Annotated in this window: 28 protein-coding genes and 1 tRNA gene; 8 read left to right on the forward strand and 21 right to left on the reverse strand. The window is 60.2% G+C overall.

The features are described from left to right. Positions 1-457 precede the first annotated feature (457 nt). From DYL59_RS20530 to DYL59_RS20570, 9 genes are all read right to left on the reverse strand, one after another. Positions 458-1,372, reverse strand: a complete 915-nt coding sequence (locus tag DYL59_RS20530; RefSeq protein WP_135290797.1) for a sigma 54-interacting transcriptional regulator — start codon at positions 1,370-1,372, stop codon at positions 458-460. A gap of 333 nt (positions 1,373-1,705) precedes the next feature. Further along, positions 1,706-2,806, reverse strand: coding sequence for a redox-regulated ATPase YchF (ychF, locus tag DYL59_RS20535; RefSeq protein ID WP_003171595.1), 1,101 nt, complete (start codon positions 2,804-2,806; stop codon positions 1,706-1,708). A 21-nt stretch (positions 2,807-2,827) separates the two neighbouring features. After that, the gene (gene pth, locus DYL59_RS20540; RefSeq protein WP_135290798.1) at positions 2,828-3,412 is read right to left on the reverse strand and encodes an aminoacyl-tRNA hydrolase; all 585 of its coding nucleotides are present in this window, start codon (positions 3,410-3,412) and stop codon (positions 2,828-2,830) included. Positions 3,413-3,579: 167 nt separating this feature from the next. Then, positions 3,580-4,176 (reverse strand): 50S ribosomal protein L25/general stress protein Ctc, encoded by a 597-nt coding sequence (locus DYL59_RS20545; protein ID WP_058423112.1) that lies wholly within the window; start codon positions 4,174-4,176, stop codon positions 3,580-3,582. Between the two features lie 137 nt (positions 4,177-4,313). Beyond that, entirely contained in the window at positions 4,314-5,255 is a 942-nt protein-coding gene (locus DYL59_RS20550) for a ribose-phosphate pyrophosphokinase (protein ID WP_003208392.1), read from the reverse strand. Positions 5,256-5,300: 45 nt separating this feature from the next. Then, positions 5,301-5,375, reverse strand: a tRNA-Gln gene (locus tag DYL59_RS20555). Positions 5,376-5,412: 37 nt separating this feature from the next. Then, positions 5,413-6,216: a 4-(cytidine 5'-diphospho)-2-C-methyl-D-erythritol kinase gene (gene ispE, locus DYL59_RS20560; protein WP_238340741.1), complete on the reverse strand. Its 804-nt coding sequence runs from the start codon at positions 6,214-6,216 to the stop codon at positions 5,413-5,415. 49 nt (positions 6,217-6,265) lie between these two features. Then, the gene (gene lolB / locus DYL59_RS20565) at positions 6,266-6,883 is read right to left on the reverse strand and encodes a lipoprotein insertase outer membrane protein LolB (protein WP_135290800.1); all 618 of its coding nucleotides are present in this window, start codon (positions 6,881-6,883) and stop codon (positions 6,266-6,268) included. Between the two features lie 4 nt (positions 6,884-6,887). Continuing rightward, positions 6,888-8,612: a tetratricopeptide repeat protein gene (locus tag DYL59_RS20570; RefSeq protein ID WP_135290801.1), complete on the reverse strand. Its 1,725-nt coding sequence runs from the start codon at positions 8,610-8,612 to the stop codon at positions 6,888-6,890. Between the two features lie 182 nt (positions 8,613-8,794). Between DYL59_RS20570 and hemA the strand changes: the two genes are divergently transcribed. From hemA to DYL59_RS20600, 6 genes are all read left to right on the forward strand, one after another. Next, positions 8,795-10,084 carry a glutamyl-tRNA reductase gene (gene hemA / locus DYL59_RS20575; RefSeq protein WP_135290802.1) on the forward strand — a complete coding sequence of 430 codons (1,290 nt, stop codon included), beginning with the start codon at positions 8,795-8,797 and terminating at the stop codon, positions 10,082-10,084. Further along, complete coding sequence (gene prfA / locus DYL59_RS20580; protein ID WP_135290803.1) at positions 10,081-11,163, forward strand: peptide chain release factor 1; 1,083 nt, start codon at positions 10,081-10,083, stop codon at positions 11,161-11,163. The genes hemA and prfA overlap by 4 nt, the downstream gene beginning before the upstream one ends. Beyond that, a complete protein-coding gene (gene prmC, locus DYL59_RS20585; protein ID WP_135290804.1) occupies positions 11,164-11,994 on the forward strand; it encodes a peptide chain release factor N(5)-glutamine methyltransferase in 831 nt (276 codons plus the stop codon). After that, the gene (locus tag DYL59_RS20590; RefSeq protein WP_135290805.1) at positions 11,988-12,743 is read left to right on the forward strand and encodes a molybdopterin-synthase adenylyltransferase MoeB; all 756 of its coding nucleotides are present in this window, start codon (positions 11,988-11,990) and stop codon (positions 12,741-12,743) included. The genes prmC and DYL59_RS20590 overlap by 7 nt, the downstream gene beginning before the upstream one ends. Beyond that, complete coding sequence (murI, locus tag DYL59_RS20595; protein ID WP_135290806.1) at positions 12,736-13,530, forward strand: glutamate racemase; 795 nt, start codon at positions 12,736-12,738, stop codon at positions 13,528-13,530. Before DYL59_RS20590 ends, murI begins: the two co-directional genes overlap by 8 nt. Positions 13,531-13,642: 112 nt before the next feature. Beyond that, positions 13,643-14,161 carry an acyloxyacyl hydrolase gene (locus DYL59_RS20600; RefSeq protein WP_135290807.1) on the forward strand — a complete coding sequence of 173 codons (519 nt, stop codon included), beginning with the start codon at positions 13,643-13,645 and terminating at the stop codon, positions 14,159-14,161. Positions 14,162-14,237: 76 nt separating this feature from the next. Here DYL59_RS20600 and DYL59_RS20605 read toward each other — a convergent pair whose 3' ends face one another. The 12 genes from DYL59_RS20605 to DYL59_RS20660 form a co-directional block, all read right to left on the reverse strand. Next, positions 14,238-14,543: a YkgJ family cysteine cluster protein gene (locus DYL59_RS20605; RefSeq protein ID WP_135290808.1), complete on the reverse strand. Its 306-nt coding sequence runs from the start codon at positions 14,541-14,543 to the stop codon at positions 14,238-14,240. Positions 14,544-14,597: 54 nt separating this feature from the next. After that, the gene (locus DYL59_RS20610) at positions 14,598-15,089 is read right to left on the reverse strand and encodes a DUF2878 domain-containing protein (RefSeq protein WP_135290809.1); all 492 of its coding nucleotides are present in this window, start codon (positions 15,087-15,089) and stop codon (positions 14,598-14,600) included. Continuing rightward, positions 15,082-16,353, reverse strand: a complete 1,272-nt coding sequence (locus DYL59_RS20615) for an SAM-dependent methyltransferase (RefSeq protein WP_135290810.1) — start codon at positions 16,351-16,353, stop codon at positions 15,082-15,084. Before DYL59_RS20615 ends, DYL59_RS20610 begins: the two co-directional genes overlap by 8 nt. Next, the gene (locus tag DYL59_RS20620) at positions 16,340-17,149 is read right to left on the reverse strand and encodes a DUF1365 domain-containing protein (RefSeq protein ID WP_135290811.1); all 810 of its coding nucleotides are present in this window, start codon (positions 17,147-17,149) and stop codon (positions 16,340-16,342) included. The genes DYL59_RS20615 and DYL59_RS20620 overlap by 14 nt, the downstream gene beginning before the upstream one ends. After that, positions 17,146-18,393 (reverse strand): NAD(P)/FAD-dependent oxidoreductase, encoded by a 1,248-nt coding sequence (locus DYL59_RS20625; RefSeq protein WP_135290812.1) that lies wholly within the window; start codon positions 18,391-18,393, stop codon positions 17,146-17,148. Before DYL59_RS20625 ends, DYL59_RS20620 begins: the two co-directional genes overlap by 4 nt. Next, a complete protein-coding gene (locus DYL59_RS20630) occupies positions 18,390-19,172 on the reverse strand; it encodes an SDR family NAD(P)-dependent oxidoreductase (RefSeq protein WP_135290813.1) in 783 nt (260 codons plus the stop codon). Before DYL59_RS20630 ends, DYL59_RS20625 begins: the two co-directional genes overlap by 4 nt. Further along, the gene (locus tag DYL59_RS20635) at positions 19,169-19,591 is read right to left on the reverse strand and encodes a nuclear transport factor 2 family protein (protein ID WP_135290814.1); all 423 of its coding nucleotides are present in this window, start codon (positions 19,589-19,591) and stop codon (positions 19,169-19,171) included. The genes DYL59_RS20630 and DYL59_RS20635 overlap by 4 nt, the downstream gene beginning before the upstream one ends. Further along, positions 19,584-21,029 carry a deoxyribodipyrimidine photo-lyase gene (phrB, locus tag DYL59_RS20640; protein WP_135290815.1) on the reverse strand — a complete coding sequence of 482 codons (1,446 nt, stop codon included), beginning with the start codon at positions 21,027-21,029 and terminating at the stop codon, positions 19,584-19,586. Before phrB ends, DYL59_RS20635 begins: the two co-directional genes overlap by 8 nt. After that, positions 21,030-21,947 carry a MerR family transcriptional regulator gene (locus DYL59_RS20645; RefSeq protein WP_135290816.1) on the reverse strand — a complete coding sequence of 306 codons (918 nt, stop codon included), beginning with the start codon at positions 21,945-21,947 and terminating at the stop codon, positions 21,030-21,032. A gap of 3 nt (positions 21,948-21,950) precedes the next feature. After that, positions 21,951-22,910, reverse strand: coding sequence for a YbgA family protein (locus tag DYL59_RS20650; protein ID WP_135290817.1), 960 nt, complete (start codon positions 22,908-22,910; stop codon positions 21,951-21,953). Between the two features lie 112 nt (positions 22,911-23,022). Continuing rightward, positions 23,023-23,238 (reverse strand): TIGR02450 family Trp-rich protein, encoded by a 216-nt coding sequence (locus DYL59_RS20655; protein WP_135290818.1) that lies wholly within the window; start codon positions 23,236-23,238, stop codon positions 23,023-23,025. Beyond that, a complete protein-coding gene (locus DYL59_RS20660; protein ID WP_135290819.1) occupies positions 23,235-24,221 on the reverse strand; it encodes an NAD(P)/FAD-dependent oxidoreductase in 987 nt (328 codons plus the stop codon). Before DYL59_RS20660 ends, DYL59_RS20655 begins: the two co-directional genes overlap by 4 nt. A 213-nt stretch (positions 24,222-24,434) precedes the next feature. On the opposite strand from DYL59_RS20660, the gene DYL59_RS20665 reads away from it, so the two are divergent. Both DYL59_RS20665 and hemH read left to right on the forward strand, forming a co-directional pair. Next, a complete protein-coding gene (locus DYL59_RS20665; RefSeq protein ID WP_135290820.1) occupies positions 24,435-25,334 on the forward strand; it encodes a TIGR01777 family oxidoreductase in 900 nt (299 codons plus the stop codon). 14 nt (positions 25,335-25,348) lie between these two features. Then, entirely contained in the window at positions 25,349-26,374 is a 1,026-nt protein-coding gene (gene hemH, locus DYL59_RS20670) for a ferrochelatase (RefSeq protein ID WP_135290821.1), read from the forward strand. The last annotated feature ends 22 nt before the right edge of the window (positions 26,375-26,396 follow it).

Genomic DNA, 26,396 nt, shown 5'->3' on the forward strand with positions numbered 1-26,396 from the left:
TGTGTACGTTCTGATGGGAGTGCTGACAGCGCTTGTGAGGCATCGCCAGCGTTTTGAGCAACCTTGAGCGTGCTCGCTTTTTGCGTGGTCATGGGCCCGTGGTTCGTTCCTGATTCATCTAAGATAACTATATGAAAATATTTCTCTTTAGGTTCGGGTTCTTATCTATATGTGTTGTTGCTGGATATGGCGATGTAAGTGAGTTCGTATTGGATGCTTTTAGTTGCTTTTTCTTGTTCGTAGCAGGGCTTTTCTGGTGGTTTATTGCAACGATTTTTTGGGTTGGTTTGCACTGGCTGTTGTTGTGTTTTGTTGATGCTGGTGAATGAGTTTATGAAGTTGCTGATGGATATAAGGCACATGGTTAATGTCCTGTTTTTGGTGGGCGAGGTGCGGTGAAAATGGATCGGTGTAAACACTGTGTGAACGGTATTTTTCAGAGCGTTCCCGTTCGCTGTTAAAGTGATATTTCCAGTTGTTTCATCCGATGGTAGAGCGTGCGCTTGGCGACGCCTAGTTCTTCTGCCGCACTGTCGACTTTGTGCTCATGGCGATGTAATGATTCCTCAATCAATGCTTTCTCTATTTGTTGCAGGCGCGCCTTTAAGTTTGTGTTGGCCTGGTAGGTGTTTCCCAAGGGGAGGGGAGGCAAGCCCAATACGAAGCGTTTGGCGGCTGAGCGAAGCTCACGGACATTACCGTGCCACCGGTGGCAGAGGAGTTGCTGAAGCAGCGTGCCGGCAGGTGTCAACACCGGGCATTTGAACGCATCGGCCTCTTGTTTGATCATGGCGAGAAACAAGGGAATGATGCGCTCCCGGCGCTCGCTCAATGGGGGAAGCTGGATATTGACCACATTGAGACGAAAATACAGATCGCGTCGAAAGGTCCCGCGTTCCACCATGTCATGCAGGGAGTGCTGGGCCGAGGCGATGACGCGCATATCCACCTGGATGAACCGGGTCGAGCCCAGGCGCTCGATACCACGACACTCCAGCACCCGCAGCAGCTTGGCTTGCAGCGACAGTGGCATGCTATCGATTTCATCGAGGTACAAAGTGCCCAAGTGGGCGGCTTCTACAAAGCCGGCTCGCGATTGCATCGCACCGGTATAGGCGCCGCTGTTGACGCCGAACAATTGGCTTTCGGCCAGGGTTTCCGGGATAGCGGCACAATTGACCGCAACAAAGTTTCCTTTACGACCGGATAAACAATGTATGCGTTGCGCCAAGGTGTCCTTGCCCGTGCCGGTTTCTCCGAGTAACAGAACATCAATATTAAGTGGGGCTGTGCTGTTGACTGTGGACTCGATCAGAGGGCAGTCAATGAAAGAGACATCGGTAGCGGACATGTGTTGATCAAGGGCCGACATATTGTTAGTGCTCCAATACTGTTGCCACCTCGCGGGGTGCAAAGTAAATCGGAAAATATCAATGTTGTCATCGTGTTTGCAAGAAGAGGCGGGCGTACAAGATTCGGGATAGGAAAGTTTCCAGAAAGTGCAAGGTGTGGTGGCTGGCTTGTGATCTTCTTAGTGTAGGGTAAGTCTTAAAAAACCGAGGAGTTATTCGGGTTGTTACTGTGATTAAGTTGAAAATGGCTGGTTTAAGGTTTGGTTGAAAGTGTGTTTGAGTATGTCGATATAATAATGAGTACACAAAAAAGCCGATGCAGAGCATCGGCTTTTTATTCGCAGCGGTGACGCTTACACGTTGAAGCGGAAGTGCATCACATCGCCATCTTTAACGATGTACTCCTTGCCTTCCAGGCGCCATTTACCGGCCTCCTTGGCACCGGCTTCACCCTTGAACTGGATAAAGTCGTTGTAGGCGATCACTTCGGCACGGATAAAGCCTTTTTCGAAGTCGGTGTGGATCACGCCCGCCGCCTGTGGCGCGGTGGCGCCGACCTTGACGGTCCAGGCACGCACCTCTTCGACACCGGCGGTGAAGTAGGTTTGCAGGTTGAGCATTTCGTAGCCGGCGCGGATCACGCGGTTCAGGCCAGGCTCTTCCAGGCCCAGGGCCTCCAGGAACATGTCCTTTTCTTCGCCGTCATCCAGTTCGGCGATTTCCGCTTCGATCTTGTTGCACACCGGAACCACGATCGCGCCTTCTTCGTCGGCAATGGCCTTGACCACGTCCAGCAGCGGGTTGTTCTCGAAGCCGTCTTCGGCCACGTTGGCGATGTACATTACCGGCTTGGTGGTCAGCAGGTGGAAGCCCTTGATCACGGCCTTCTCGTCAGCGCCCATGTTCTTCATCAGGCTGCGTGCAGGCTTGCCTTCGGTGAAGTGAGCGATCAATTGCTCCAGCAGGCCTTTCTGAACCACTGCATCCTTGTCGCCGCCCTTGGCGTTGCGCGCGACTTTCTGCAGTTGCTTCTCGCAGCTGTCGAGGTCGGCGAAGATCAATTCCAGGTCGATGATCTCGATGTCGCGTTTCGGGTCGACGCTGTTGGAGACGTGGATCACGTTCTCGTCTTCGAAGCAGCGGACCACGTGGGCGATGGCATCGGTTTCGCGGATGTTGGCCAGGAACTTGTTGCCCAGGCCTTCACCTTTGGAAGCACCGGCAACCAGGCCTGCGATGTCGACGAACTCCATGGTGGTCGGCAGGATGCGCTTTGGATTGACGATGGCCGCCAGGGCGTCCAAACGTGGATCCGGCATCGGCACGATACCGCTGTTGGGTTCGATGGTGCAGAAGGGGAAGTTCTCCGCCGCAATACCGGACTTGGTCAGGGCGTTGAACAGGGTGGATTTGCCGACGTTGGGCAGGCCGACGATGCCGCAATTGAATCCCATGGTGTTTCCCCTCGGTAAGAGTCAGGCCTTCTGGCTGTGCAGGTTTTTCATCGCGCGGTTCCATTCACCGGCGAAGATATCCGGCAGCACGCCGAGGGCAAAGTCGATGCTGGCATCGAGTTTTTCCTGTTCGGCGCGTGGCGCACGACCCAGGACGAAATTTGAAACCATACTGGCAACGCCTGGGTGGCCAATGCCGAGCCGCAGACGGTAGAAATTATTCTGATTACCCAACTGCGCGATGATGTCACGCAGGCCATTGTGCCCGCCATGCCCGCCGCCGAGCTTGAGCTTGGCAACGCCGGGTGGCAGGTCCAGTTCGTCATGGGCCACCAGGATCTCTTCGGGTTTGATCCGGAAGAAACCCGCAAGCGCCGCGACAGCCTGGCCGCTGCGGTTCATGTAGGTGGTGGGAATCAGCAGACGAACATCCTGACCCTGGTGCGAGAAGCGCCCGGTCAGGCCGAAATATTTGCGATCGGCCACAAGGTTCACATTCTGAGCCCGTGCGATACGCTCAACAAAAAGGGCCCCCGCGTTATGCCGGGTCTGTTCGTATTCGGCGCCTGGATTTCCCAGGCCAACGATCAGTTTAATGGCAGTCACGACAGGGGCCCTTCCTTTGGAGTTGTGGATAACATCGCCGAACCGGAGTGCGGCGAAAGTGGACGACAAGAGATCATTTACTCAAGAGTAAACGCCGCGTTATCGCCCGCTTTCTCGCTACGTTTCGGTCCGCGATGTTTCCTCAAGCTCCGGCAATACAGAGTGAATTACTCTGCAGCGCCTTCTTCAGCTTCTGGTGCAACGCGTGGAGCGTGAACGTTGGCAACAGCTTTGTCATCGTTGTGAGCCAGTGCAACGAACTCAACGCCTTTAGGGGCTTTGAGGTCGGACAGGTGAACGATGGTGCCGATTTCAGCAGCCGACAGGTCGACTTCGATGAACTCAGGCAGGTCTTTCGGCAGGCAGGTCACTTCAACTTCGTTCAGGACGTGCGAGATCTCGCCGCCTTTCTTGACCGGAGCTTCTTCACCGATGAAGTGCACAGGCACGATAGCGGTCAGTTTCTGGCCAGCTACAACGCGAATGAAGTCAGCGTGCATGATGAATTGCTTGGACGGGTGACGCTGCATCGCTTTAACGATGACGTTCTGCTTTTTGCCATCGACGTTCAGTTCGATAACGTGGCTGTAGGCAGCTTCGTTTTCGAACAGCTTGGCGATTTCTTTAGCCAGGATGGTCACGGATTCAGCAGCTTTGTCACCACCGTATACAACGGCAGGGATGTTGGCGGCGTGACGCAGGCGGCGGCTCGCACCTTTCCCCAGGTCAGTACGCGCTTGAGCGTTCAGAGTAAAGTCAGTCATTTTGTATCTCCAAAATAGCCATCATCGAGTGGCGTTTGCGACCAGCGCCTGGCTCGATATGGGCAAAAAAGCCCCGCCCCAACAGAATGTCGGGGCGGGGCGCTTTTCGTCAGAGGGATGATCCGAAGGTTTGACCCTTAACGGAACATCGCGCTGATCGATTCTTCATTGCTGATGCGGCGAACCGCCTCGGCAACTACCGGTGCGATATCCAGTTGACGGATACGCGAACAGGCTTGAGCAGCTGCGGACAACGGGATGGTGTTGGTCACCACCAGTTCGTCCAGCATGGAGTTCTCGATGTTCTCGATCGCTCGGCCCGACAGCACAGGGTGTGTGCAGTAGGCGAAGACTTTTGCTGCACCGTGCTCTTTCAAGGCTTTTGCCGCATGGCACAAGGTGCCGGCGGTGTCGACCATGTCATCAACCAGAATACAGGTACGCCCTTCGACATCACCGATGATATGCATCACTTCAGAGTGATTGGCTTTCTCACGGCGTTTGTCGATGATCCCGAGGTCCACGCCCAGGGATTTGGCAACAGCCCGTGCACGCACGACGCCGCCAATGTCCGGGGACACGATCATCAGGTTTTCAAAGCGCTGGTCTTCGATGTCATCCACCAATACTGGCGAACCGTAGATGTTATCTACCGGAATATCGAAGAACCCCTGGATTTGGTCAGCGTGCAGGTCAACCGTGAGAACACGGTCGATACCTACCACGGTCAGCATGTCAGCGACGACTTTCGCGCTGATAGCCACACGAGCGGAACGCGGACGGCGATCCTGACGGGCATAACCAAAGTAAGGGATTACAGCTGTGATTCGAGTCGCTGAGGAGCGGCGGAAGGCATCAGCCATCACGACGAGTTCCATCAGGTTATCGTTGGTCGGAGCGCAAGTCGGCTGAATAATGAAGACGTCTTTACCGCGGACGTTTTCATTGATCTCGGCTGTAATTTCACCGTCGGAGAACTTACCGACAGAGATGTCACCGAGAGGGATATGCAGCTGACGTACGACACGCCGAGCCAGATCGGGGTTAGCATTCCCCGTAAAGACCATCATCTTGGACACGCGCAGTACCTAGAGGCTGAGGGTAACCTGGATGAGTATAGAAAATGGCAGGGGCGGCTGGATTCGAACCAACGCATGGCAGGATCAAAACCTGCTGCCTTACCGCTTGGCGACGCCCCTGTATCTGTTGCAACGAGTGCCTAACACTCGGTTCCTTTTAGAGCAGACTTTGCAGCTTGCGATGCAACATCGAAACGTTGCTTCCCTTTGCTACAAACCCTGTAAGGGTCTCTGTAAGAAGGGCCGAGACTTTATCAGCTTCAGCTTTGCTTGGGAAGCCCCCAAACACACAACTTCCAGTTCCGGTTAATTTTGCTTCGGTAAATTTACCTAACAAATTCAAAGCGTTACGTACCTCTGGATAACGCCTTGCTACAACCGGTAAGCAGTCATTTCGACTGTTTCCCTTGGGAACGGGGCGCACTTTAATGGGAGAAGAGTTACGTGTCAACAACGGATCTGAAAAAATTTCTGCTGTACTTACAGATACTTGCGGCACAAGCACGAGATACCACGGCTCCTCGGGCTCTACGGGGGTCAGTTTTTCCCCGACACCCTCAGCAAATGCGGCGTGTCCACGCACAAAAACGGGTACGTCCGCCCCCAGCGTAAGGCCCAGTGCCGCCAGGCGATCATGGTCCCAACCCAGCTGCCACAAGTGATTCAGACCCAGCAACGTGGTGGCCGCGTTCGAACTGCCGCCGCCGATGCCGCCGCCCATGGGCAGGATTTTATCGATCCATATGTCGATGCCGAGTGGGCTCCCGGATTGCTCCTGGAGTTTTCTCGCCGCTTTCACGATCAGGTTGCTGTCGTGGGGCACGCCTTCGAATTCGGTGTGCAGCTTGATCACGCCATCGTCGCGCACGGCAAATGTCAGTTCATCGCCGTAGTCGAGAAATTGAAACAACGTCTGCAACTCGTGATAGCCGTCTTCACGGCGACCGAGAATGTGCAGCATCAAATTGAGTTTTGCCGGGGAGGGCAGGGTCAGGCGCTCTACGGTCACGTTATTGCCCCAACTTGCGCGGTTGCCAGTCCTTGATCACCAGCGTGACGTCAAGGTCGGTTCCATGCAGCTTGATGCGTTCGGGCAGCCAATAACCGCTTTGTTCCACGTAGCTCAAATACTCGACCTGCCATCCATCCTGCTCAAGGGTGGCCAGGCGGCTGTCGCCGTTGAGGCCCAGGCGACTCTTGCTGTCAGGTGCGGGCAAGCCGCGCACCCACCACACAAGGTGGGAGACCGGCAGTTTCCAGCCAATCTGTTCTTGCAGCAGGGCCTCCGGCGATGTCGCTTCATAGCGGCCCTGGTTGGCCACTTCCAGGCTCACTTGCCCCGGCCGACCGGTCAGGCGTGCTGCGCCACGGCCCAGCGGGCCCGACAGGCGAATGTCGTAATAGTCCTGGCGTTGCAGCCAGAACAGGGTGCCGCTGCCGGAGTCCTTTGGCGCGCGCACCCCGACTTTGCCTTCGATTTGCCAGCCGTCAATGCTGCTGAGCTGGTCCTTGTGCTGTTTCCATTGCGCCGGGTTGCCCTGGCCTTCAACGGATTCACGGGCACCGAAGCCCGCACAACCGGCGAGCAGGGCAATAAGACTGAACACTACAACGTGGCGCAAGAACATAAGCTTAAAGGGTCTCGGATCCGGTCAGGCGCTTGATGGTGCTGCGCAGGATGGGGCTTTCGGGTTGTTCCTTGAGGAATTTTTCCCAGATTTGTCGCGCTTCGCGCTGTTTGCCGTTGGCCCACAGCACTTCACCCAGGTGCGCGGCCACTTCCTGGTCCGGGAAGCGTTCCAGCGCCTGGCGCAGCAAACGCTCGGCCTCGTCCAGGTTGCCCAGGCGATAGTTGACCCAGCCCAGGCTGTCGAGCACGGCCGGGTCTTCCGGGTTGAGCTTGTGGGCTTGTTCGATCAGCACCTTGGCTTCGTCGTAGCGCGTGGTGCGGTCGGACAGGGTGTAGCCCAGGGCATTGAGCGCCATGGCGTTGTCCGGGTCGCGCTTGATGATCAGGCGCAGGTCTTTTTCCATCTGGGCCAGGTCATTGCGTTTTTCCGCCTGCATGGCGCGTGTATACAGCAGGTTCAAGTCGTCGGGAAATTGCAGCAAGGCTTGTTGCAGCAGTTTCCAGGCGCGCTCGCCCTGATTGTTGGCCGACAAGGTCTCGGCCTGGATCAGGTAAAGCTGGATCGCGTAATCCGGTTCGGCATCCCGCGCCGCGGCCAGGCGTTTTTCTGCCTCGTCGGTGCGGCCATTGCTCATCAGGATATCGGCCTGGCGCAATTGGGCAGGCAGGTAGTCGTTGCCAGGGCCCACCTGGGCGTATTCGAGCAGGGCGGCCTGTGGGTCGTTGCGTTCTTCGGCAATGCGGCCGAGGTTCAAGTGCGCCGAGTCCACGTGGCTTTCACGCTCGATCAGCTCTTGCAGGTAACCCTTGGCCTCGTCCCAGGCCTTGGCTTCCAGGCACACCAGCGCCAGGGAATAACGCAGTTCATCGTCGTCCGGGTATTGCTGGACCAGGTTGGCGAACTGCACTTTGGCGTCCTCCATGCGGTCCTGCTCTACCAGCATGCGCGCATAGGTCAGGCGCAGGCGTTTGTCGTCCGGGTACTTCTTGATGCTTTTTTCCAGCAGCGGAATCGCTTCCTTGCCGCGATTGAGGTTCTGCAACAGGCGCGCGCGCAGCAAAATCGGCGCGATCTCGCCTTCTTCCGGCGGGTTCTGCTCCAGCAACTTGAGGGCGGCGTCCGCTTCATCGTCCTGTTGCAACAACAAGGCCTTGCCGAAAATCAGCTGGCTGTTCTTTGGATGCTTTTGCAGCAGGCGGTCGAAACTCTTCATCAGACCGTTGCGCGTGTCCTGGTCGGTATCGGCCGCCGACAACGCGAGGAAGTCGAAGTGGGTGTCGCCCTTGCCCTGCAGGACCTTCTCCATATAGACCATGGAGTCGTCGTACCGCCCCGCGCGTGCCAGTTGAATGGCTGCTGCGCGTTGCGCCTCCAGGTCGTCCGGCGCGTTTTTCGCCCAGATCAGCGAAGTATCCAACGCGGCCTGGTCGGCCCCCAGGTATTCGGCGATGCGAAACGCCCGCTCGGAAATCCCCGGATCCTGCGTATTGATGGCCTGGGTCACGTAGTTATCCAGGGCAATATCGAAACGATTGCGCTGGCCGGCCAGCTCTGCACTGAGCAGGCTGAACACCGTTTCTTCACTGAACGAGGAATAAACCTTGGGCTTTTCAGGGGCGGGAGTGGTGTCTTCCACCGGCGGTGTACCGTCCGGCGACACGGGGGCCATAGCCTGGCAGCCGCTGAGGAAAACAAAAGCAAGGAGCAACGCGGAGGATCTATTCATATAGGAAGAGGACGACTAACCTGCGGTCGGATCATCATGACACAAGCCTTCGGCCAAACATAACCGAGTCTCAGTTGGCGCCTTTATAGGCACAAGGCATTAGGACAATAGCTTACGGTGGTTGTTCTGAATCTTTCGAAGTAGGACAATTGTCGGCTTCCCGACATCATCAGCGATATTGAATGGCCTTCCTCGCACTCGGTATTAACCACAAGACTGCCTCTGTAGACGTGCGCGAGCGCGTGGCGTTTACGCCTGAGCAGTTGGTTGAAGCCTTGCAGCAGCTCTGCCGGCTCACCGACAGTCGCGAAGCTGCGATCCTCTCGACCTGCAATCGCAGCGAGCTTTATATAGAGCAGGAGCATCTTTCGGCGGATGTGGTGCTGCGCTGGCTGGCCGATTACCACCATTTGAGCCTCGATGACCTGCGTGCCAGCGCATATGTGCACGAAGAAGATGCGGCAGTTCGTCACATGATGCGTGTGGCGGCCGGTCTCGATTCGCTGGTGCTGGGTGAACCGCAGATCCTGGGGCAGATGAAGTCCGCCTACGCCGTGGCGCGTGAAGCCGGTACCGTCGGCCCGTTGTTGGGGCGGTTGTTCCAGGCCACGTTCAATTCGGCCAAGCAGGTACGTACCGATACTGCCATTGGCGAAAACCCGGTGTCCGTGGCATTTGCCGCTGTCAGCCTGGCCAAACAGATTTTCAGCGACCTGCAGCGCAGCCAGGCGCTGTTGATTGGCGCCGGCGAGACCATCACCCTGGTCGCCCGCCACCTGCACGACCTGGGTGTGAAGCGTATCGTGGTGGCCAACCGTACCCTGGAGCGTGCGAGCATCCTTGCCGAACAGTTCGGCGCCCATGCTGTGCTGCTGGCGGATATTCCTGCCGAATTGGTGCGCAGCGATATCGTCATCAGCTCCACCGCCAGCCAGTTGCCGATCCTGGGCAAGGGCGCGGTGGAAAGCGCATTGAAGCTGCGCAAGCACAAGCCGATCTTCATGGTGGATATCGCCGTTCCTCGGGACATCGAGCCAGAAGTCGGCGAGTTGGACGACGTTTACCTCTACAGCGTCGACGATCTGCACGAAGTGGTCGCCGAGAACCTCAAGAGTCGCCAGGGCGCTGCCCAGGCGGCCGAAGAGATGGTCAGCACCGGCGCCGAAGACTTCATGGTGCGCCTGCGCGAGCTGGCCGCGGTGGATGTGCTCAAGGCGTATCGTCAGCAGGGCGAACGCCTGCGCGACGAGGAATTGATCAAGGCCCAGCGTTTGCTGGCCAACGGCAGCAGCGCCGAAGAGGTGTTGATGCAACTGGCCCGTGGCCTCACCAACAAGTTGCTTCATGCACCGAGCGTTCAGTTGAAAAAGCTTACCGCCGAAGGCCGCCTCGATGCGCTGGCCATGGCCCAGGAACTCTTTGCCCTCGGTGAGGGCGCGTCAGACAGCTCTTCGGATAAAAAACCGCAATGAAAGCGTCACTGCTCAATAAACTGGACGTGCTCCAGGACCGTTTCGAAGAACTGACCGCCTTGCTCGGTGATGGCGAAGTCATTGCCGATCAAACCAAGTTCCGCACCTATTCCAAGGAATACGCGGAAGTTGAGCCGATTGTGGCCACTTACTCCCAATGGCTGAAAACCCAGGCCGACCTCGAAGGCGCCCAGGCGCTGCTCAAGGACAGCGACCCGGACATGCGTGAAATGGCCGTGGAGGAAGTCCGCGAGGCCAAGGAAAAACTGGTGGAGTTGGAAGGCAACCTGCAACGCATGTTGCTGCCCAAGGACCCGAATGACGGGCGCAACGTGTTCCTCGAAATCCGCGCCGGTACCGGCGGTGACGAAGCGGCGATCTTCTCCGGCGACCTGTTCCGCATGTATTCGCGTTACGCCGAGCGTCGCGGCTGGCGGGTGGAGATTTTGTCGGAGAACGAAGGCGAGCATGGCGGCTATAAAGAAGTCATCGCCCGGGTTGAAGGCGACAACGTTTACGGCAAGCTGAAATTCGAGTCTGGCGCCCATCGCGTGCAGCGCGTTCCGGCGACCGAATCCCAGGGTCGTATCCACACCTCCGCCTGCACCGTGGCTGTATTGCCCGAGCCGGACGAGCAGGAAGCCATCGAGATCAACCCGGCCGACCTGCGGGTGGATACCTACCGCTCGTCGGGGGCTGGCGGCCAGCACGTCAACAAGACCGACTCCGCCATCCGCATCACCCACTTGCCGTCGGGGATCGTGGTGGAGTGCCAGGAAGAGCGCTCCCAGCACAAGAACCGGGCGCGGGCCATGTCCTGGCTGTCGGCCAAGCTCAACGACCAGCAAACCAGCGCCGCCGCCAATGCGATTGCCAGCGAGCGCAAGTTGCTGGTGGGTTCGGGCGACCGCTCCGAGCGCATCCGCACCTACAACTTTGCCCAGGGCCGGGTGACCGATCACCGGATCAACCTCACCCTGTATTCCCTTGACGAGATCCTTGCCGGTGGCGTGGATGCGGTGATCGAGCCGTTGCTCGCTGAATACCAGGCCGACCAGTTAGCAGCGATAGGTGAATAAATGACCATCATCGCCAGCCTGCTGCGCGCCGCCGACCTGCCCGACTCGCCTACGGCGCGCCTGGATGCCGAGCTTCTGTTGGCGGCGGCCTTGGGCAAGTCCCGCAGCTACCTGCACACCTGGCCCGAAAAAATCGTCAGCAGCGAAGATGCCCTGACATTTGCCGGCTACCTGCAACGCCGCCGTGGCGGTGAGCCAGTGGCGTATATCCTCGGCCAGCAGGGCTTCTGGAAGCTTGACCTGGAAGTCGCACCCCACACGCTGATCCCGCGCCCGGACACCGAGTTGTTGGTGGAGGCGGCCCTGGAAGTGTTGCCAGCCACGCCCGCTCAGGTCCTTGACCTGGGCACCGGCAGCGGCGCTATCGCACTGGCCCTGGCCAGCGAACGCCCGCTGTGGAACGTCACGGCGGTAGACCGGGTGCTGGAAGCCGTGGCACTGGCCGAGCGCAACCGCCAGCGCCTGCGCCTCACTAACGCCACTGTGTTGAACAGCCACTGGTTCAGTGCCCTGCAAGGCCATACCTACGACCTGATCATCAGCAACCCGCCCTACATCGCCGCCAACGACCCGCACCTGGCAGCCGGTGACGTGCGTTTTGAACCGGCCAGTGCATTGGTGGCGGGCCCCGATGGCTTGGACGATTTGCGCCTGATCATCAAGGCCGCGCCCGCGCACCTGAACGCCGGTGGCTGGCTGTTGCTCGAACACGGTTACGACCAGGCCCCGGCCGTGCGTGACTTGTTGCTGAGCGAAAGTTTTGAAGAGGTTCACAGCCGCATTGATTTGGGCGGGCATGAACGCATCACCCTGGGGCGCCGGCCGTGCTGACCGATCAGGAGCTGTTGCGCTATAGCCGACAGATTCTGTTGCAGCATGTCGACATCGAAGGCCAATTGCGCCTCAAAAACGCTCGGGCGCTGATCATCGGCCTCGGTGGCCTGGGCGCGCCGGTAGCGTTGTACCTGGCAGCGGCAGGGGTGGGCGAACTGCACCTGGCGGACTTCGACACCGTTGACCTGACCAACCTGCAACGCCAGATCATCCATGACACCGACAGCGTCGGGCAGACCAAGGTCGATTCGGCCCTGCGCCGCCTCGCCGCAATCAACCCCGAGATCACGCTGGTGGCCCATCGCACCGCGCTGGATGCCGATTCCCTGGCGGCGGCGGTCGAAGCCGTGGATGTGGTGCTCGATTGCAGCGATAACTTCTCCACCCGCGAAGCCGTCAACGGCGCCTGTGTGGCTGCCGCCAAGCCGTTGATCAGCGGTGCGGCGATTCGCCTGGAAGGGCAGCTCTCGGTGTTCGACCCGCGTCGCGCCGAAAGCCCGTGCTACCACTGTTTATACGGGCATGGCAGCGACACCGAGCTCACCTGCAGTGAAGCCGGTGTGGTCGGCCCGTTGGTGGGCCTGGTCGGCAGCCTGCAAGCCCTTGAAGCTCTGAAACTGCTGGCCGGCTTCGGCGAGCCGCTGGTGGGCCGCTTATTGTTGATCGATGCGCTGACCACACGTTTTCGCGAGTTGCGCGTCAAACGCGACCCCGGTTGCAGTGTGTGCGGGACTGCCCATGGTTAAGGACGCGCCCATCGGTGTGTTCGACTCCGGCGTCGGCGGCTTGTCGGTGCTGGAAGAAATCCAGCAATTGCTGCCCCACGAGTCGCTGCTGTATGTGGCCGATTGCGGGCATATCCCTTACGGCGAGAAAAGCCCGGCCTTTATTCTTGAGCGTTCGCGACAGGTCGCCGGGTTTTTCCGCGAGCAGGGCGCGAAGGCGTTTGTGATTGCCTGCAACACGGCGACGGTCGCAGCCGTTGCCGATTTGCGCCAGGATTTCCCGCAGTGGCCGTTGGTGGGCATGGAGCCCGCCGTCAAGCCGGCTGCCGCTGCCACTCGCAGCGGCGTGGTCGGTGTACTCGCTACTACCGGCACCCTGCAAAGCGCCAAGTTTGCGGCCTTGCTCGATCGGTTTGCCGCCGATGTCCGGGTCATCACCCAGCCTTGTCCAGGCCTGGTGGAGTTGATTGAAACCGGCGACCTTAACAGTGCGGTCCTGCGCCAGATGCTGCAGGGCTACGTCGAACCGCTGCTCAGCGCCGGGTGCGACACCATTATCCTCGGCTGCACCCATTACCCCTTCCTCAAGCCGCTCCTGGCACAGATGCTGCCCCCCAGCATTATTCTCATCGACACCGGCGCCGCCGTGGCGCGCCAGCTCAAGCGTTTATTGGGCGAGCGCGGCCTGTTGGCCACTGGTAATCCTGAGCCGGCACAGTTCTGGACCAGCGGCGATGTGTATCACCTAAGAAATATCCTACCGACACTTTGGAAACATCCGGGCGTTGTGCGAAGCTTCGGTGCGTGAAAAATTCGTGAAATACCGGTGTTTAAAGCTGGAACTTCCGTCTATTCGCCAGCTTCTATAGCGAGTTAGCCTGTACAAAACCATATAACTTCGTTCGGAAAGGATGTTTCTTATGAAGCGCTTGTTCTGTTTGGCTGCGATTGCGGCCGTTGTTGTAGGACACTCGGTTTCGGCGCAGGCCGCAGGCCTGGAATTGGGTGTGGGGAGCACCAGTGATTCGACCATGACCTATCGGTTGGGGCTGACTTCGGACTGGGACAAAAGCTGGTGGCAGAGCGATACCGGTCGGTTGACCGGTTACTGGAGCGGCGCCTACACGTACTGGGATGGCGACAAACGCGCCAGTGTCAGCAGCCTGTCGTTCTCGCCCGTATTTGTGTATGAATTCGCCGGGGAGAAGGTCAAGCCCTACATCGAAGCGGGGATCGGTGTGGCGGTGTTCTCGCGCACCAAGGTCGAAGACAACAATATCGGCCAGGCCTTTCAGTTCGAAGACCGTCTGGGTTTCGGCCTGCGCTTTGCCGGCGGGCATGAGGTGGGGATTCGTGCCACGCACTATTCCAATGCCGGTATCAGCAGTAATAACGACGGGGTAGAGAGCTACTCGCTGCACTACACCTTGCCGCTGTAGGTCTAAAGACCACAGCAGATCCCCTGTGGGAGCGAGCAAGCCCGCTCCCACATTTGGATCTCCAACGGCCTGATTCTCAGCGGTAGGCAGTGGTAATACCCTGCCGCTCCTCCAGGCACTCCGGCGCGCCCATCTCGAACTCCCGGCAAATCAACGGCCGTCGCTCGTAGATCGTGCACATCATCGTGTCCCGGTCCAGCGCCGCGCACCAGCCGTCGTCCAGGCGCAGCATGACTTCGCCGCCCCAATCGTCGGTGTCGATATAGCGTTCCGGCACGCCGGTGTCGGTGATCAGCATCACTTCCAACTGGCAGCAGCAGGCCGCGCAGGTCGAGCAGGTGACGGCGGGTTCGGCGATTTGGGTGTGGGGGATGTTGGTCATAGGCGCGCAGTGTAAGGCAAGCGGGGGGCGGACGTATGAATGCACTGACGGGCGTCAGTGCCCAAGTTGATCGGCGATCCAGTGCAGCAAGGGAAACAACATGGCCCAAAGCACCGCCAGGCCGATCAGGGTGGGGGTTGTGCCGTAGCCGAAACCTACCCCGGCCAACTGGCTGCCCGCGTAATACGACAGCGGCCCACCTACTGCGCCCAACGCGCTGGCGCGCCACCAGGGCAGCGCGCTCCAGGCCAGGCAATGGCGCAACGTGGTTGCCAGCAAGGCCCACAGCAGGATCAGCCACCACGGAATCAGCGGGCCCGGCATATTGAAATGAAATACGCCGAAGGCGCGCAACGAGGTGTCGACCACGGTTCCCAGCAAGGTCACCGCCAGGATCACTTGCCCTTCTTTTGACCAGGCGCTTATCCACAACAGGTGGATGGCCAGCACCGCCACGCCCACCAACAGCCACCCACTATTGCCTGCGAGCACACAGGCAAACCAACCGCACTGGAACAGCGCGGCATTGGCCAGCAATTTAAGCACTGAAACGTCCGAGCAACGGCGGGTTGATCGCCCCCGGCTTGGCCAGCAGCAATTGTGCGGTACCGATGGTGCGCTCCATAAACCCACCCTCGCAGTAGCACAGGTAGAACTCCCACAGCCGCAGGAAGTACTCGTCGTAGCCCAACTCCCCGAGACGGCCGTGGGCTCGGCGAAAGTTCTCGTGCCATAGGCGCAGGGTGCGTGCGTAGTGCAGGCCGAAGTCTTCCATGTGCATCAGGTTCATGTCGGTGTCGCGACCGACGATCTCCAGCATCTTTCGCACACAGGGCAGGGCGCCGCCGGGGAAGATGTAGCGCTGGATAAAGTCGACGTTGCGCGTGGCCTGCTCATAGCGCTGGTCGCGAATGGTGATGGCTTGCAGCAACATCAGGCCATCGCTCTTGAGCAGGTGCGCACATTGCTTGAAGTAGGTGGGCAGGAAGCGGTGGCCCACCGCTTCGATCATCTCGATGGACACCAGCTTGTCGTACTGGCCGGTCAGGTCGCGGTAATCCTGCAGCAGCAGCGTCACTCGATGACCCAGCCCCTGCGCGGCGATACGTTTTTCGGTATAGGCGAACTGTTCCCTGGACAAGGTCGTGGTGGTGACCTTGCAGCCGTAATGCTGGGCGGCATACAGCGCCATGCTGCCCCAGCCGGTGCCGATTTCCAGTAGGTGGTCGTCGGGCTTGAGCGCAAGCTTTTGGCAGATACGCTCCAGTTTGTTCAGTTGGGCCTGCTCCAGGCTGTCATCGGGCGTGAGGAACTGCGCCGCTGAATACATCATGGTGGGGTCGAGGAATTCTTCGAACAGGTCGTTGCCCAGGTCGTAATGGGCGGCAATGTTTTTCTGCGAGCCTTTACGCGTATTGCGGTTCAGCCAGTGCAAACCCTGAGTGAGGGGACGCGCAAGGCGTGCCAGGCCGCCTTCCATGGCATCGAGCACGGCCAGGTTGCTGACCATCACGCGCACCACGGCGGTCAGGTCCGGGCTGCTCCAGTAACCGTGGATGAATGCCTCGCCCGCACCGATGGAACCGTTGGCCGCCACCAGCCCCCATACGGCCGGGTCGAGGATCTGGATTTCCCCCACCAAGTGCGCTTCCCGCTCGCCGAACACTTGGCGTTCACCGTCCTCGATCACCACCAGCTGGCCGTGGCGCAGGTGGCTGAGTTGACGCAGCACGGCCTTGCGCAGCAGTGCACTGGTCATGCCGTTGACGTTCAGGCGGTTGGCCTTGACCGATAAGCTAGGGGTTTTCATGGCGGCGATCCTTGGGGTACCCGACTGCTGTGCTGGAGACGCCATCGGCGGCCCGGTGGGGGAAAATCGGTATGCGTTTGAGCAACAGGCGCAGGGCCTGCCAGTAAATCGCCAGGCAGGTCTTGGCGGTCATCCAGGGGAAGCGCCACAGGTAGCGATGCAGGCTGGCACGGTCGAGGGGCTCCTGGTGCAGGCTCAAGGTGGCATCGAAAACTTTCGACGCACCCTGCCAGTCGGCCATGTGCACGCCCAGCCGGGCGGCGGGTGGGCTGAAGCTCATGCGGTATTCCAGGTCGCGGGGCAAAAATGGCGACACATGGAAGGCCTTGGCCACGGCGAAATGCTGGTGCTCATCGGCGCCCAGCGCCTGGGCGGGCAGCACGTAGTGATAGCGCTCGCGCCATGGGGTGTTGGTCACTTCACACAGGATCGCGACCAGTTGCCCGTCGGCCTCGAAACAGTAGAAGAAACTCACAGGGTTAAAAGCCAGGCCCCAACTGCGGGCCTGGGTCAGTAGGCAGATAACGCCCTGGGGTGTACGCCCCAGTGCCTTGCCGACTTCCTGGCGCACGGCATCGCTCAAGCTCATGCCGGTGCACGTCAATTCACGCAGGTAATCCTGCTGGCGAAAACCAAAGGGCGCGAAACGGCTGCGCCCGGCCAGCGGCGAAAGCCCCAGCACCTGGTGTTCTTCGCTTAAATCCAGGTACAGCAAGCCGATGCGGTAGCGAAAGGCGTGGGCCTTGGGCGCAAACCGACGATGGGCAATCCAGCCGCTGTACAGGGCGCTGTTCACAAGCTTTCCCCAAAGGCTTGGGCGACGCGCAGGGCGCTGACCACGCCGTCTTCGTGAAAACCGTTGGCCCAGTAGGCGCCGCAATAAAAGGTGTTGCGGGTGCCGCACAACTCATCCCAGCGTTGTTGGGCTGCCACCGCCGCCAGGCTGTATTGCGGGTGGGCGTAGGTGTAGCGGGCCAGGACTTTGAGCGGGTTGATCGCCGCTGTTTGGTTGAGGCTCACGCAAAACGTGGTGGGGCTGTCGATGCCCTGCAGGATGTTCATGTCGTAGGTGACGGCAGCCTGGGCCTGGGCATTGCCGCTCAGCCGATAATTCCAGCTGGCCCAGGCCAGTTTGCGGTCGGGCAACAGGCGGGTGTCGGTGTGCAGCACCACATCGTTGTCGGCATAGGGCAGGGCGCCCAGGATCTCTTGCTCGGCCTGGCTGGGGTCGGCGAGCAAGGCCAGCGCCTGGTCGCTGTGGCAGGCGAAGACCACGCGGTCAAAGTGTTCGATGCCGGCAGGGCTGTGGATAACCACGCCGTCGTCGGTGCGCTCGACTTTATCCACAGGGCAGTTGAGGCGGATCTGCTCGCGAAAGCTGCGGGTCAGCGGTTCGATGTAGCGGCTGGAACCGCCCTCGATCACACACCACTGCGGGCGATTGCTCACTGAAAGCAAGCCGTGATTCTTGAAGAAGCGCACAAAGAACTGCAGCGGAAAGCCCAGCATGTCCGCCAACGACATCGACCAGATCGCCGCGCCCATCGGCACGATGTAATGCCGGATAAACCGCTCGCCGTAGCCGCCGGCGCGCAGGTACTCGCCCAGGGTCATCTCGGCGTTGATGCGCTGCTCGTGCAAATCCAGCGGGGCTTGGCGGTTGAAGCGCAAAATATCGCGCAACATGCCCCAAAACCCCGGCGACAGGAGATTGCGCCGTTGGGCAAACAGGCTGTTGAGGTTGTTGCCGTTGTATTCGAGGCCGGTGTTTTCGTCGCACACCGAAAAACTCATCTCGGTGGGTTTGAACGTCACCCCGATCTGCCCCAGCAGGCGGATAAAGTTGGGGTAGGTCCAATCGTTGAACACGATAAAACCGGTGTCCACGGCATAGCTTTTTCCCTCGACAGTGACATTGACCGTGTGGGTATGCCCGCCGATGCGGTCGCCCGCTTCGAACAGCGTGATCTCATGCTGGCGGCTGAGCAGATAAGCGCTGGTCAGCCCGGCGATGCCGCTGCCGATAATGGCGATCTTCACAGGTCGTCCTTTTTCGGCGGCGGGCTGCGCAGCATGCGCTTGCCGATGATCAGTTGCGCACGGTTGGGCAGTTTCGACAGTGGCCATAGGGTGGCGATAAACAGCGCCGGGAAGGCAATCTCCAGCGGGCGTTTTTCCAGCTTGGCAAAAATATGCTTGGCGGCTTTGTCCGCCGGCCAGCTCAGGGGCATGGGGAAGTCATTGCGTTCGGTCAACGGCGTGTCGACAAAGCCTGGGCTGACCACGGTGACGTCGATATTTTCCGGCGACAGGCTGATGCGCAGCGATTCGAACAGGTAGCGCAAGCCGGCCTTGGACGCGCCATAGGCTTCGGCGCGTGGCATTGGCAGATAAGTCACGGCGCTGGCGACCCCCACCAGGTGCGGCGTGCGCCCTGCGCGCAATAGCGGCAGCGCGGCCTCGATGCAATAGCTGCTGGCCAGCAGGTTGGTGCGGACAACGTGTTCGATAATCGAGGAATCAAACTGCCGGGCGTCTACGTATTCACAGGTGCCTGCGTTGAGGATCACCGTGTCCAGCGCACCCCAGGCCGCGGTGATCTGTTCGCCGATCTCGCGCACCGTCTGGCTGTTGGTCAGATCACCGGCCACCACCAGCACCTGCCCTGGATAGTGTTCGGCCAACGTGTCCAATGGCGCGCGGGTGCGAGAGCTGACGGCAAGCTGGGCGCCACTGTTGAGCAACTCGATAGCCAGTGCGGCGCCAATGCCACTGCTGGCGCCAGTCAGCCAGTAACGACGGGGAGACACTGCGTTCATCCCACTCTCCTTTTCAGCCAGCCGACGACGCTGCCCAGGACGGGCAGGTGTTCGTAGAGCATGGCGCCGGCATCGAAATAGTCGCGATGGCGGTACACCTTGTCGCGCCACATCAAGTGCGAGCAGCCTTCCACCCGGATTACCTTGGCGCTGGCCAGGCGCGGGTGGCAAAAGCTCATCTTCCAGCGCAGGTAACCCTCGCCTTGCGCCACTTGATCGAAACCGTGGAAATCGAAGCGTAGCTGGCTGACGTTGCTGTACAACTCGGCGAAGTAGCGGTGCAGGTCGGTCAGGCCGTGGACCTCATGCAGCGGGTCGGTAAAGGCGATGTCCTGGCTGTACAGGCTGTCGAGCAGGTGCAGGTTGTGCTTGTCCAGCGTGGCGAAGGTCTGGGCGAACTGGCGCAGGAAGTCACTCATGGCCACCTCCGGCGGCTTCCCGCGAGGGTAGGCTGCGGAAGGCGGCGAGGGCGCGTTCCCGGGATTTTTTCAGGTCGACGATCGCACGCGGGTAGTCGGCCACGCCGAACAGGCCGCCGGCCGCTTCGGGGTTGTGCACTTCCTTTTTGTTCAGTGCGGCCAATTCCGGCAGCCAGCGCTTGATAAAGACGCCTTCGCCGTCGAATTTTTCCGACTGGCTCAAGGGGCTGAAAATCCGGAAGTACGGCGCCGAGTCGGTACCGGTGGATGAGCTCCACTGCCAGCCGCCGTTGTTGGCGGCCAGGTCGCCATCGATCAGGTGACGCATGAAGAAACGCTCGCCTTCACGCCAGTCGATCAGCAGGTTCTTGGTGAGGAACATCGCTACCACCATGCGCAGGCGGTTGTGCATCCAGCCGGTCTCCAGCAACTGGCGCATGGCCGCATCGATGATCGGCAGGCCGGTACGCGCCTCTTGCCAGGCGGCCAGGTCTTTGGGGGCATCGCGCCAGGCCACCGCTTCGGTTTCGGGGCGGAACGCGCGGTGGCGCGATACCCGTGGGTAGCCCACCAGGATGTGTTTGTAGAACTCGCGCCACAGCAACTCGTTGATCCAGGTGATGGCGCCCATGTCGCCACTTTCGAACTCACCCTGGTTGGTTTGCAGCGCGGCATGCAGGCATTGGCGCGGCGAGACCACGCCTGCTGCAAGATAAGCCGAGAGCTGGCTGGTGCCCGGTTTGGCCGGGAAGTCGCGTTCGTCTTTGTAGTAGCTGATCTGCTGGTCGGCGAAGGCATCGAGGCGGCGGCGGGCTTCGTCTTCACCAGCCGGCCAGAGGGCCCGCAGGGTGTCGCCGGGCGGCGCGAAACCCTCGACGGTGTGCGGGATGGCATCGCTTTGAAGGTCGAGTTTCGCCTGGGCCTTGGGCGCTGCTACCAAGCGCGGCAGGCTGCTGTGCAGGCGCGTATAGCAAACCTTGCGGAACTGGCTGAACACCTGGAAGTACGTGCCGGTCTTGGTCAACACACTACCGGGTTGGAAAAACAGTTGGTCCAGGTAGCTGTGCATGCTCACGCCATCGGCTTGCAGGGCCTTGGACACGGCCGCGTCGCGGCGGCTTTCGTGGATGCCGTATTCCTCGTTGACGTGCACCGATTCGACCGACAGTTCCCGGCACAGCTGGCTCAACACGGCAGGCGCCTGGTCCCAGGTGGGGGCGGTGCGGATCAGCAGCGGGATATTCAGGTCGGCCAGCGCCTGGCTCAGGTGCTGCAGGTTGCGCAGCCAGAAATCCACTTTGCACGGCGCATCGTCATGGGCCAGCCACTGCTCGGGCGTGATCAGGTAGACAGCCGCCATCGGGCCCCGCTGACTCGCGGCGGCCAGGGCGGTGTTGTCATGCAGGCGCAAGTCGGTGCGCAGCCAGATCAAATGCATTTAAACGATTCCATGCTGGATCAGGAGCTGGTGGGCCAATAACGGGTCTTGGGCCACGAACAATTGCGGGGTGTCGCAAGTTAATACGGCCAACTCGGCCTGGTGGATGCAGACCGTTGGTCCGACGATCAGGGTTGGACAGCCGACGTTGCCCAGCCATTTGCCCAGCGCTGGCAAAGGCAGGGCTTTGCTCGAATACAGCAGCACCCCGCGCGGTTGCAGGCGCTCCACCGCCAGGGCCAGTTCGCTGGCGGGCAGCGGCCAGTCAAAGACTTCCACCGGGCAGTCGGCACTGCTGGCCAGCCAGGCGCTGAGCCACAGGTGCGGCTCCAGGGGCAGGTCGGACTGATTGACCAGCAACAGCGGCGCCCCCTGCAACTGGCGATTGTTGTGATAGATGCGCGCGCCGAATTTGCTGCGCAGCCAGGACAGGAAAAACACCCGCTCCATCTGCGCGCCGAACTGGCCCTGCCAGCGTTGTTCCAGCGCCTGAAACAGCGGCAGCAGCAATTGCTCGCACAGGGTGCGCGGCGGGTAGAGCGCCATGGCCTGGTTGAACGCATCGTCGACCCGGCGCTCGGCCAGTTCGCCAATGGCCTGAATCAGGGTTTGGCGCAAGGTGTGCCATTCATTTTCAACGGCATCGGGCATCGGTTGGGCGGAGTCGATCAGGCCTTTGACCTGGCTGACCGGCACGCCGCGGTTGAGCCAGGTGAGGATGGTGTGGATGCGTTGAACATGTTCGGCGTTGAACAGCCGATGGCCCTTGGGCGTACGCTGGGGCACGATCAAGCCGTAGCGCCGTTCCCAGGCGCGCAGGGTCACGGCGTTGACGCCGGTCTGGCGCGCCACTTCGCGGATCGGCAACCAACCCTCTTCAAGGGCTTGGCTGATGTCTTCTTGCAGGGCTGCTTTCATGGGTTAGATCGCGTTACGCAGGCTGAGGTTTTCCGGGTGCGGTTGCAGGTAGGCCTGCTGCGCGATGTAGCGGTCCGGGTGTTGGCGAAAGTGGTGTTTGAGCAAGGTCAACGGCACCACCAGCGGCACGATGCCGTGGCGGTACTGGCCGATGACGGTCTGCATCTCCTGTTTGTCATCGGCACTGATGGCCTGCTTGAGGTAACCGCTGATGTGTTGCAGCACATTGGTGTGGGTGCCACGGGTAGCGCATTTGGTCAGGCCGGTCATCAAGTCGCTGAAGTAACAAGTGGCCAGTTCATCGAGGTGGGTGCTCTTGCCCATCGTGCCCAGCAGGTGACCCAGGCTTTTGTAATGCGCCGGGCTGTGGGCCATCAGCAGGTATTTGTAGCGCGAGTGAAAGGCCAGCAGGCGGTGACGGGTCAGGCCTTCGCTCAGCAGGTGTTGCCAGCTGGCGTAGACAAACACGCGGGTAAGGAAATTTTCCCGCAGCACCGGGTCATTCAGGCGACCGTCCTCTTCCACCGGCAGGTTGGGGTGACGGGCGCAAAAAGCCTGGGCATAAATACCGCGCCCACCGCCATCTACCGGAGTGCCGTTGTCGCGGTACACCTTGACCCGCTCCAGGCCGCAGGAGGGTGACTTCTGCATGAAGATGTAGCCGCACAGGTCGGTGTGTTCCGTGGCCATTTGTTGGCCATAGTCGTGCAGCGGCTGGGTGACATTGAGTTCACGGTGCACGGTGCCGACGGCTTGCGGGTGGGCGGGGTCGCCCACCAGGCGGATCGGTTCGCGGGGGATGCCCAGGCCGATGGCGACTTCGGGGCACAGTGGTACAAAGTCAAAATAATCGGCGAGGGTCTGGCTGCAGAGCAGCGACTGTTTATGTCCGCCGTTGAAGCGCACGTTCTCGCCCAACAGACAGGCGCTGATGGCGATCTTCGGTTTGCGGATGCTGGACATGCTCGAACCCCTGCAAGATTCCTGTACAAGATCTAAAGCTTGTACAATTAAATCTCATCATAGATGCGGGGTTATACAAGTCAAATTATTTGTACAGGTTTTTGCGCAGAGGTTATTGCCAACCGATTTTCCAGTCCTCGGCATTTTGCAGGGTTTGCCACGCGAGGCGTTCGGCGCGCCGGGTCATCACCGCTTGCAGCTCGACTTCCAGCACCACGCCTTCGTCGTCACGGAACAGTTCGGTGACCAGAAAGTGCTTTTCCTTGTTGCGAGGGCGGGCTGCTGTCCACTTCGACAGCAGCAGTTTGGACGGGTTGATGCGGTTCATTGCAGGTGTTCGATCAGACGTCGCGCCGCTTCCTGGCCGCTGAGCCATGCGCCTTCCACGCGGCCAGACAGGCACCAGTCGCCGCACACGTACAGGCCCAGGTCGGCGTCGGCCAGTACACCGAATTCATGGCTGCTGGACGGCCGTGCGTAGAGCCAGCGGTGCGCCAGGCTGAACGACGGCGCCGGCATGGCGCTGTGCAGCAATTCGGCGAACGCGCCGTGCAGGTGTTCGATCACGGCCTCTTTGGGCAGGTCCAGATGGGCCTTGCTCCAGGCGCTGGTGGCGTGCAGGACCCAGGTGTCGAGGGTGGTATCGCGTCCCGGTTTGCTGCGGTTGCGTGCCAGCCAGTCCAGCGGGCTGTCCTGTACGAAGCAGCCTTCCATGGGTGTATCCAAAGGGGTGTCGAAAGCCAGCGCAATGGCCCAGGTCGGGTCCATCTTCACCCCGGCAGCGGCACTGGCCAGCTTGGGCGCGGCGGCAAGCAGCGCGGTGGCCTGGGGCGCCGGGGTGGCGATGATGACGTGGCTGAAGGGGCCGTGGTTTTCGCCGTCGGCGTCCAGCAGGTTCCAGTGCTGTTTGCCTTGGAACACTTCGGTGATGCGGCAGCCGAACACTACTGGCAGGTCATCGAGCAGGGCGCGGGTGATGGCGCTCATGCGCGGCGTGCCGACCCAGCGGATCTGCTCATCGGGGGAGGGCGTGAGTTGGCCGGACTTGAAGTTATACAACTGGGGCTTCCACTGCTCGACCCAACCATTGCCTTGCCAGCGTTGCACTTCGTTGACGAAGCGCCGGTCGCGGGCGGTGAAGTATTGCGCGCCCATGTCCAGGGAGCCTGCATCGCTGCGCTTGCTGGACATGCGGCCACCACTGCCGCGGCTTTTATCGAAGAGTTGTACAACGTGCCCCGCGCCTCGTAACGCTCGGGCGGCGGAGAGACCGGCGATGCCGGTGCCGATGATCGCGATGGGAACAGTCATGGGGGGCCTCGTTTTACCGTTGTGCACAGACTACGCTGACACCAATAGCTGTACAATATTGTTTTTTGGTATAAGTTTTGGCTTACCTGTTCTTAAGGCGTGACCTATGGTTAATGCTGAAACCTAAACCAACGTGACGCCTCGTAACAAAAATTGTCCCTGCCTATAAAATAGACCAGTGATCGGCGGCGAACGTTACATGAGGAACGTGCCATGCATATTTTGCTGACCGGCGGTACGGGGTTGATCGGCCGTCAACTGTGCCAACACTGGCTTGCCCAGGGCCATCGCCTGACCGTGTGGAGTCGCCGCCCGGAACAGGTCGCCAAGGTATGCGGTGCTCAGGTGTCGGGAGTCGACCGCCTACAACAGGTTATCGGCCCGGTTGACGCGGTCATTAACCTTGCGGGTGCGCCCATTGCCGATCGGCCCTGGACCCACAAGCGCAAGGCCTTGTTGTGGAGCAGCCGCATCAGCCTCACCGAAACCCTGCTGGCCTGGCTGGAAGGGCTGGAGCACAAACCTGCCGTGCTGATTTCCGGCTCTGCCGTGGGCTGGTATGGCGACGGCGGCGAGCGCGAACTGACCGAAGCCAGCGGCCCGGTGCAGGACGACTTCCCCAGCCAACTGTGTATCGCCTGGGAAGAAACCGCCCAGCGCGCCGAAGCCTTGGGCATCCGCGTGGTGCTGGTGCGAACCGGCCTGGTGCTGGCGGCCGAGGGCGGCTTTTTGTCGCGGCTGTTGCTGCCGTTCAAACTGGCGCTGGGCGGGCCTATCGGCAATGGTCGGCAGTGGATGCCGTGGGTGCATATCAAGGACCAAATCGCCTTGATTGATTTTCTTCTGCACAAGCCTGACGCCAGTGGTCCTTATAATGCCTGCGCGCCGCACCCGGTACGTAACCGCGAGTTCGCCAAAACCCTGGGCCAGGTGCTGCACCGCCCGGCGTTCATGCCCATGCCGGCGTTTGCTTTGAAGGTGGGCCTGGGGGAATTGTCCGGCCTGTTGCTGGGTGGGCAGAAGGCGCTGCCCGAGCGCTTGCTGGCCGCGGGTTTCACTTTTCAGTTCACTGAGTTGCGTGCGGCTCTGGACGACTTGTCCAGCCGCCTCTAGAGATAGGATGTTGCATGACGGATCACGCGTTGTTACTGGTCAACCTGGGCTCACCGGCGTCCACTTCGGTAGCCGATGTGCGCAGCTACCTCAATCAGTTTCTGATGGACCCTTATGTGATCGACCTGCCGTGGCCGGTACGGCGCTTGTTGGTGTCGCTGATCCTCATCAAGCGCCCCGAGCAGTCGGCTCACGCCTACGCCTCCATCTGGTGGGACGAAGGCTCGCCACTGGTGGTGCTCAGTCGCCGCCTGCAGCAACAGATGACTTCGCAGTGGGCTCACGGCCCGGTGGAGTTGGCGATGCGCTATGGCGAACCGTCCATTGAAAGTGTGCTGGTGCGCCTCGCGGGTCAAGGTATTCGCAAGGTCACGCTGGCGCCGTTGTACCCGCAGTTTGCCGACAGCACCGTGACCACCGTGATTGAAGAAGCACGCCGCGTGGTGCGCGACAAAAAGCTCGATGTGCAGTTCTCGATCCTGCAACCCTTCTACGATCAGCCCGAGTACCTCGACGCGTTGGTAACCAGTGCACGGCAGTACGTGGAGCAGGATTACGATCACTTGCTGCTGAGTTTCCACGGCTTGCCCGAGCGTCACCTGACCAAGCTCGACCCTACCGGCCAGCATTGTTTCAAGGACGCTGACTGCTGCAAGAACGCATCGGCCGAAGTGCTCAAGACGTGCTACCGCGCGCAGTGCTACAGCGTTGCCCGCGACTTTGCCGAGCGTTTGGGCTTGCCGGAGGGCAAATGGTCGGTGGCGTTCCAATCGCGCCTGGGCCGGGCGAAGTGGATCGAACCCTACACCGAGGCGCGCCTGGAAGCGTTGGCCCAGCAAGGTGTGAAAAAGCTGCTGGTGATGTGCCCGGCGTTTGTGGCCGATTGTATCGAGACCTTGGAGGAGATTGGGGATCGCGGGCTGGAGCAGTTCCGCGAGGCGGGGGGCGAGGAGTTGGTGCTGGTGCCGTGCTTGAATGATGATCCGCAGTGGGCGGTGGCGCTCAATACTCTGTGTGAACGGGCGCCAGCGACGCTGTAATCGAGCCAAGTGAAGATCAACA

Source organism: Pseudomonas kairouanensis (genome assembly GCF_004682055.1).
GTDB classification, from domain to species: Bacteria; Pseudomonadota; Gammaproteobacteria; order Pseudomonadales; family Pseudomonadaceae; genus Aquipseudomonas; species Aquipseudomonas kairouanensis.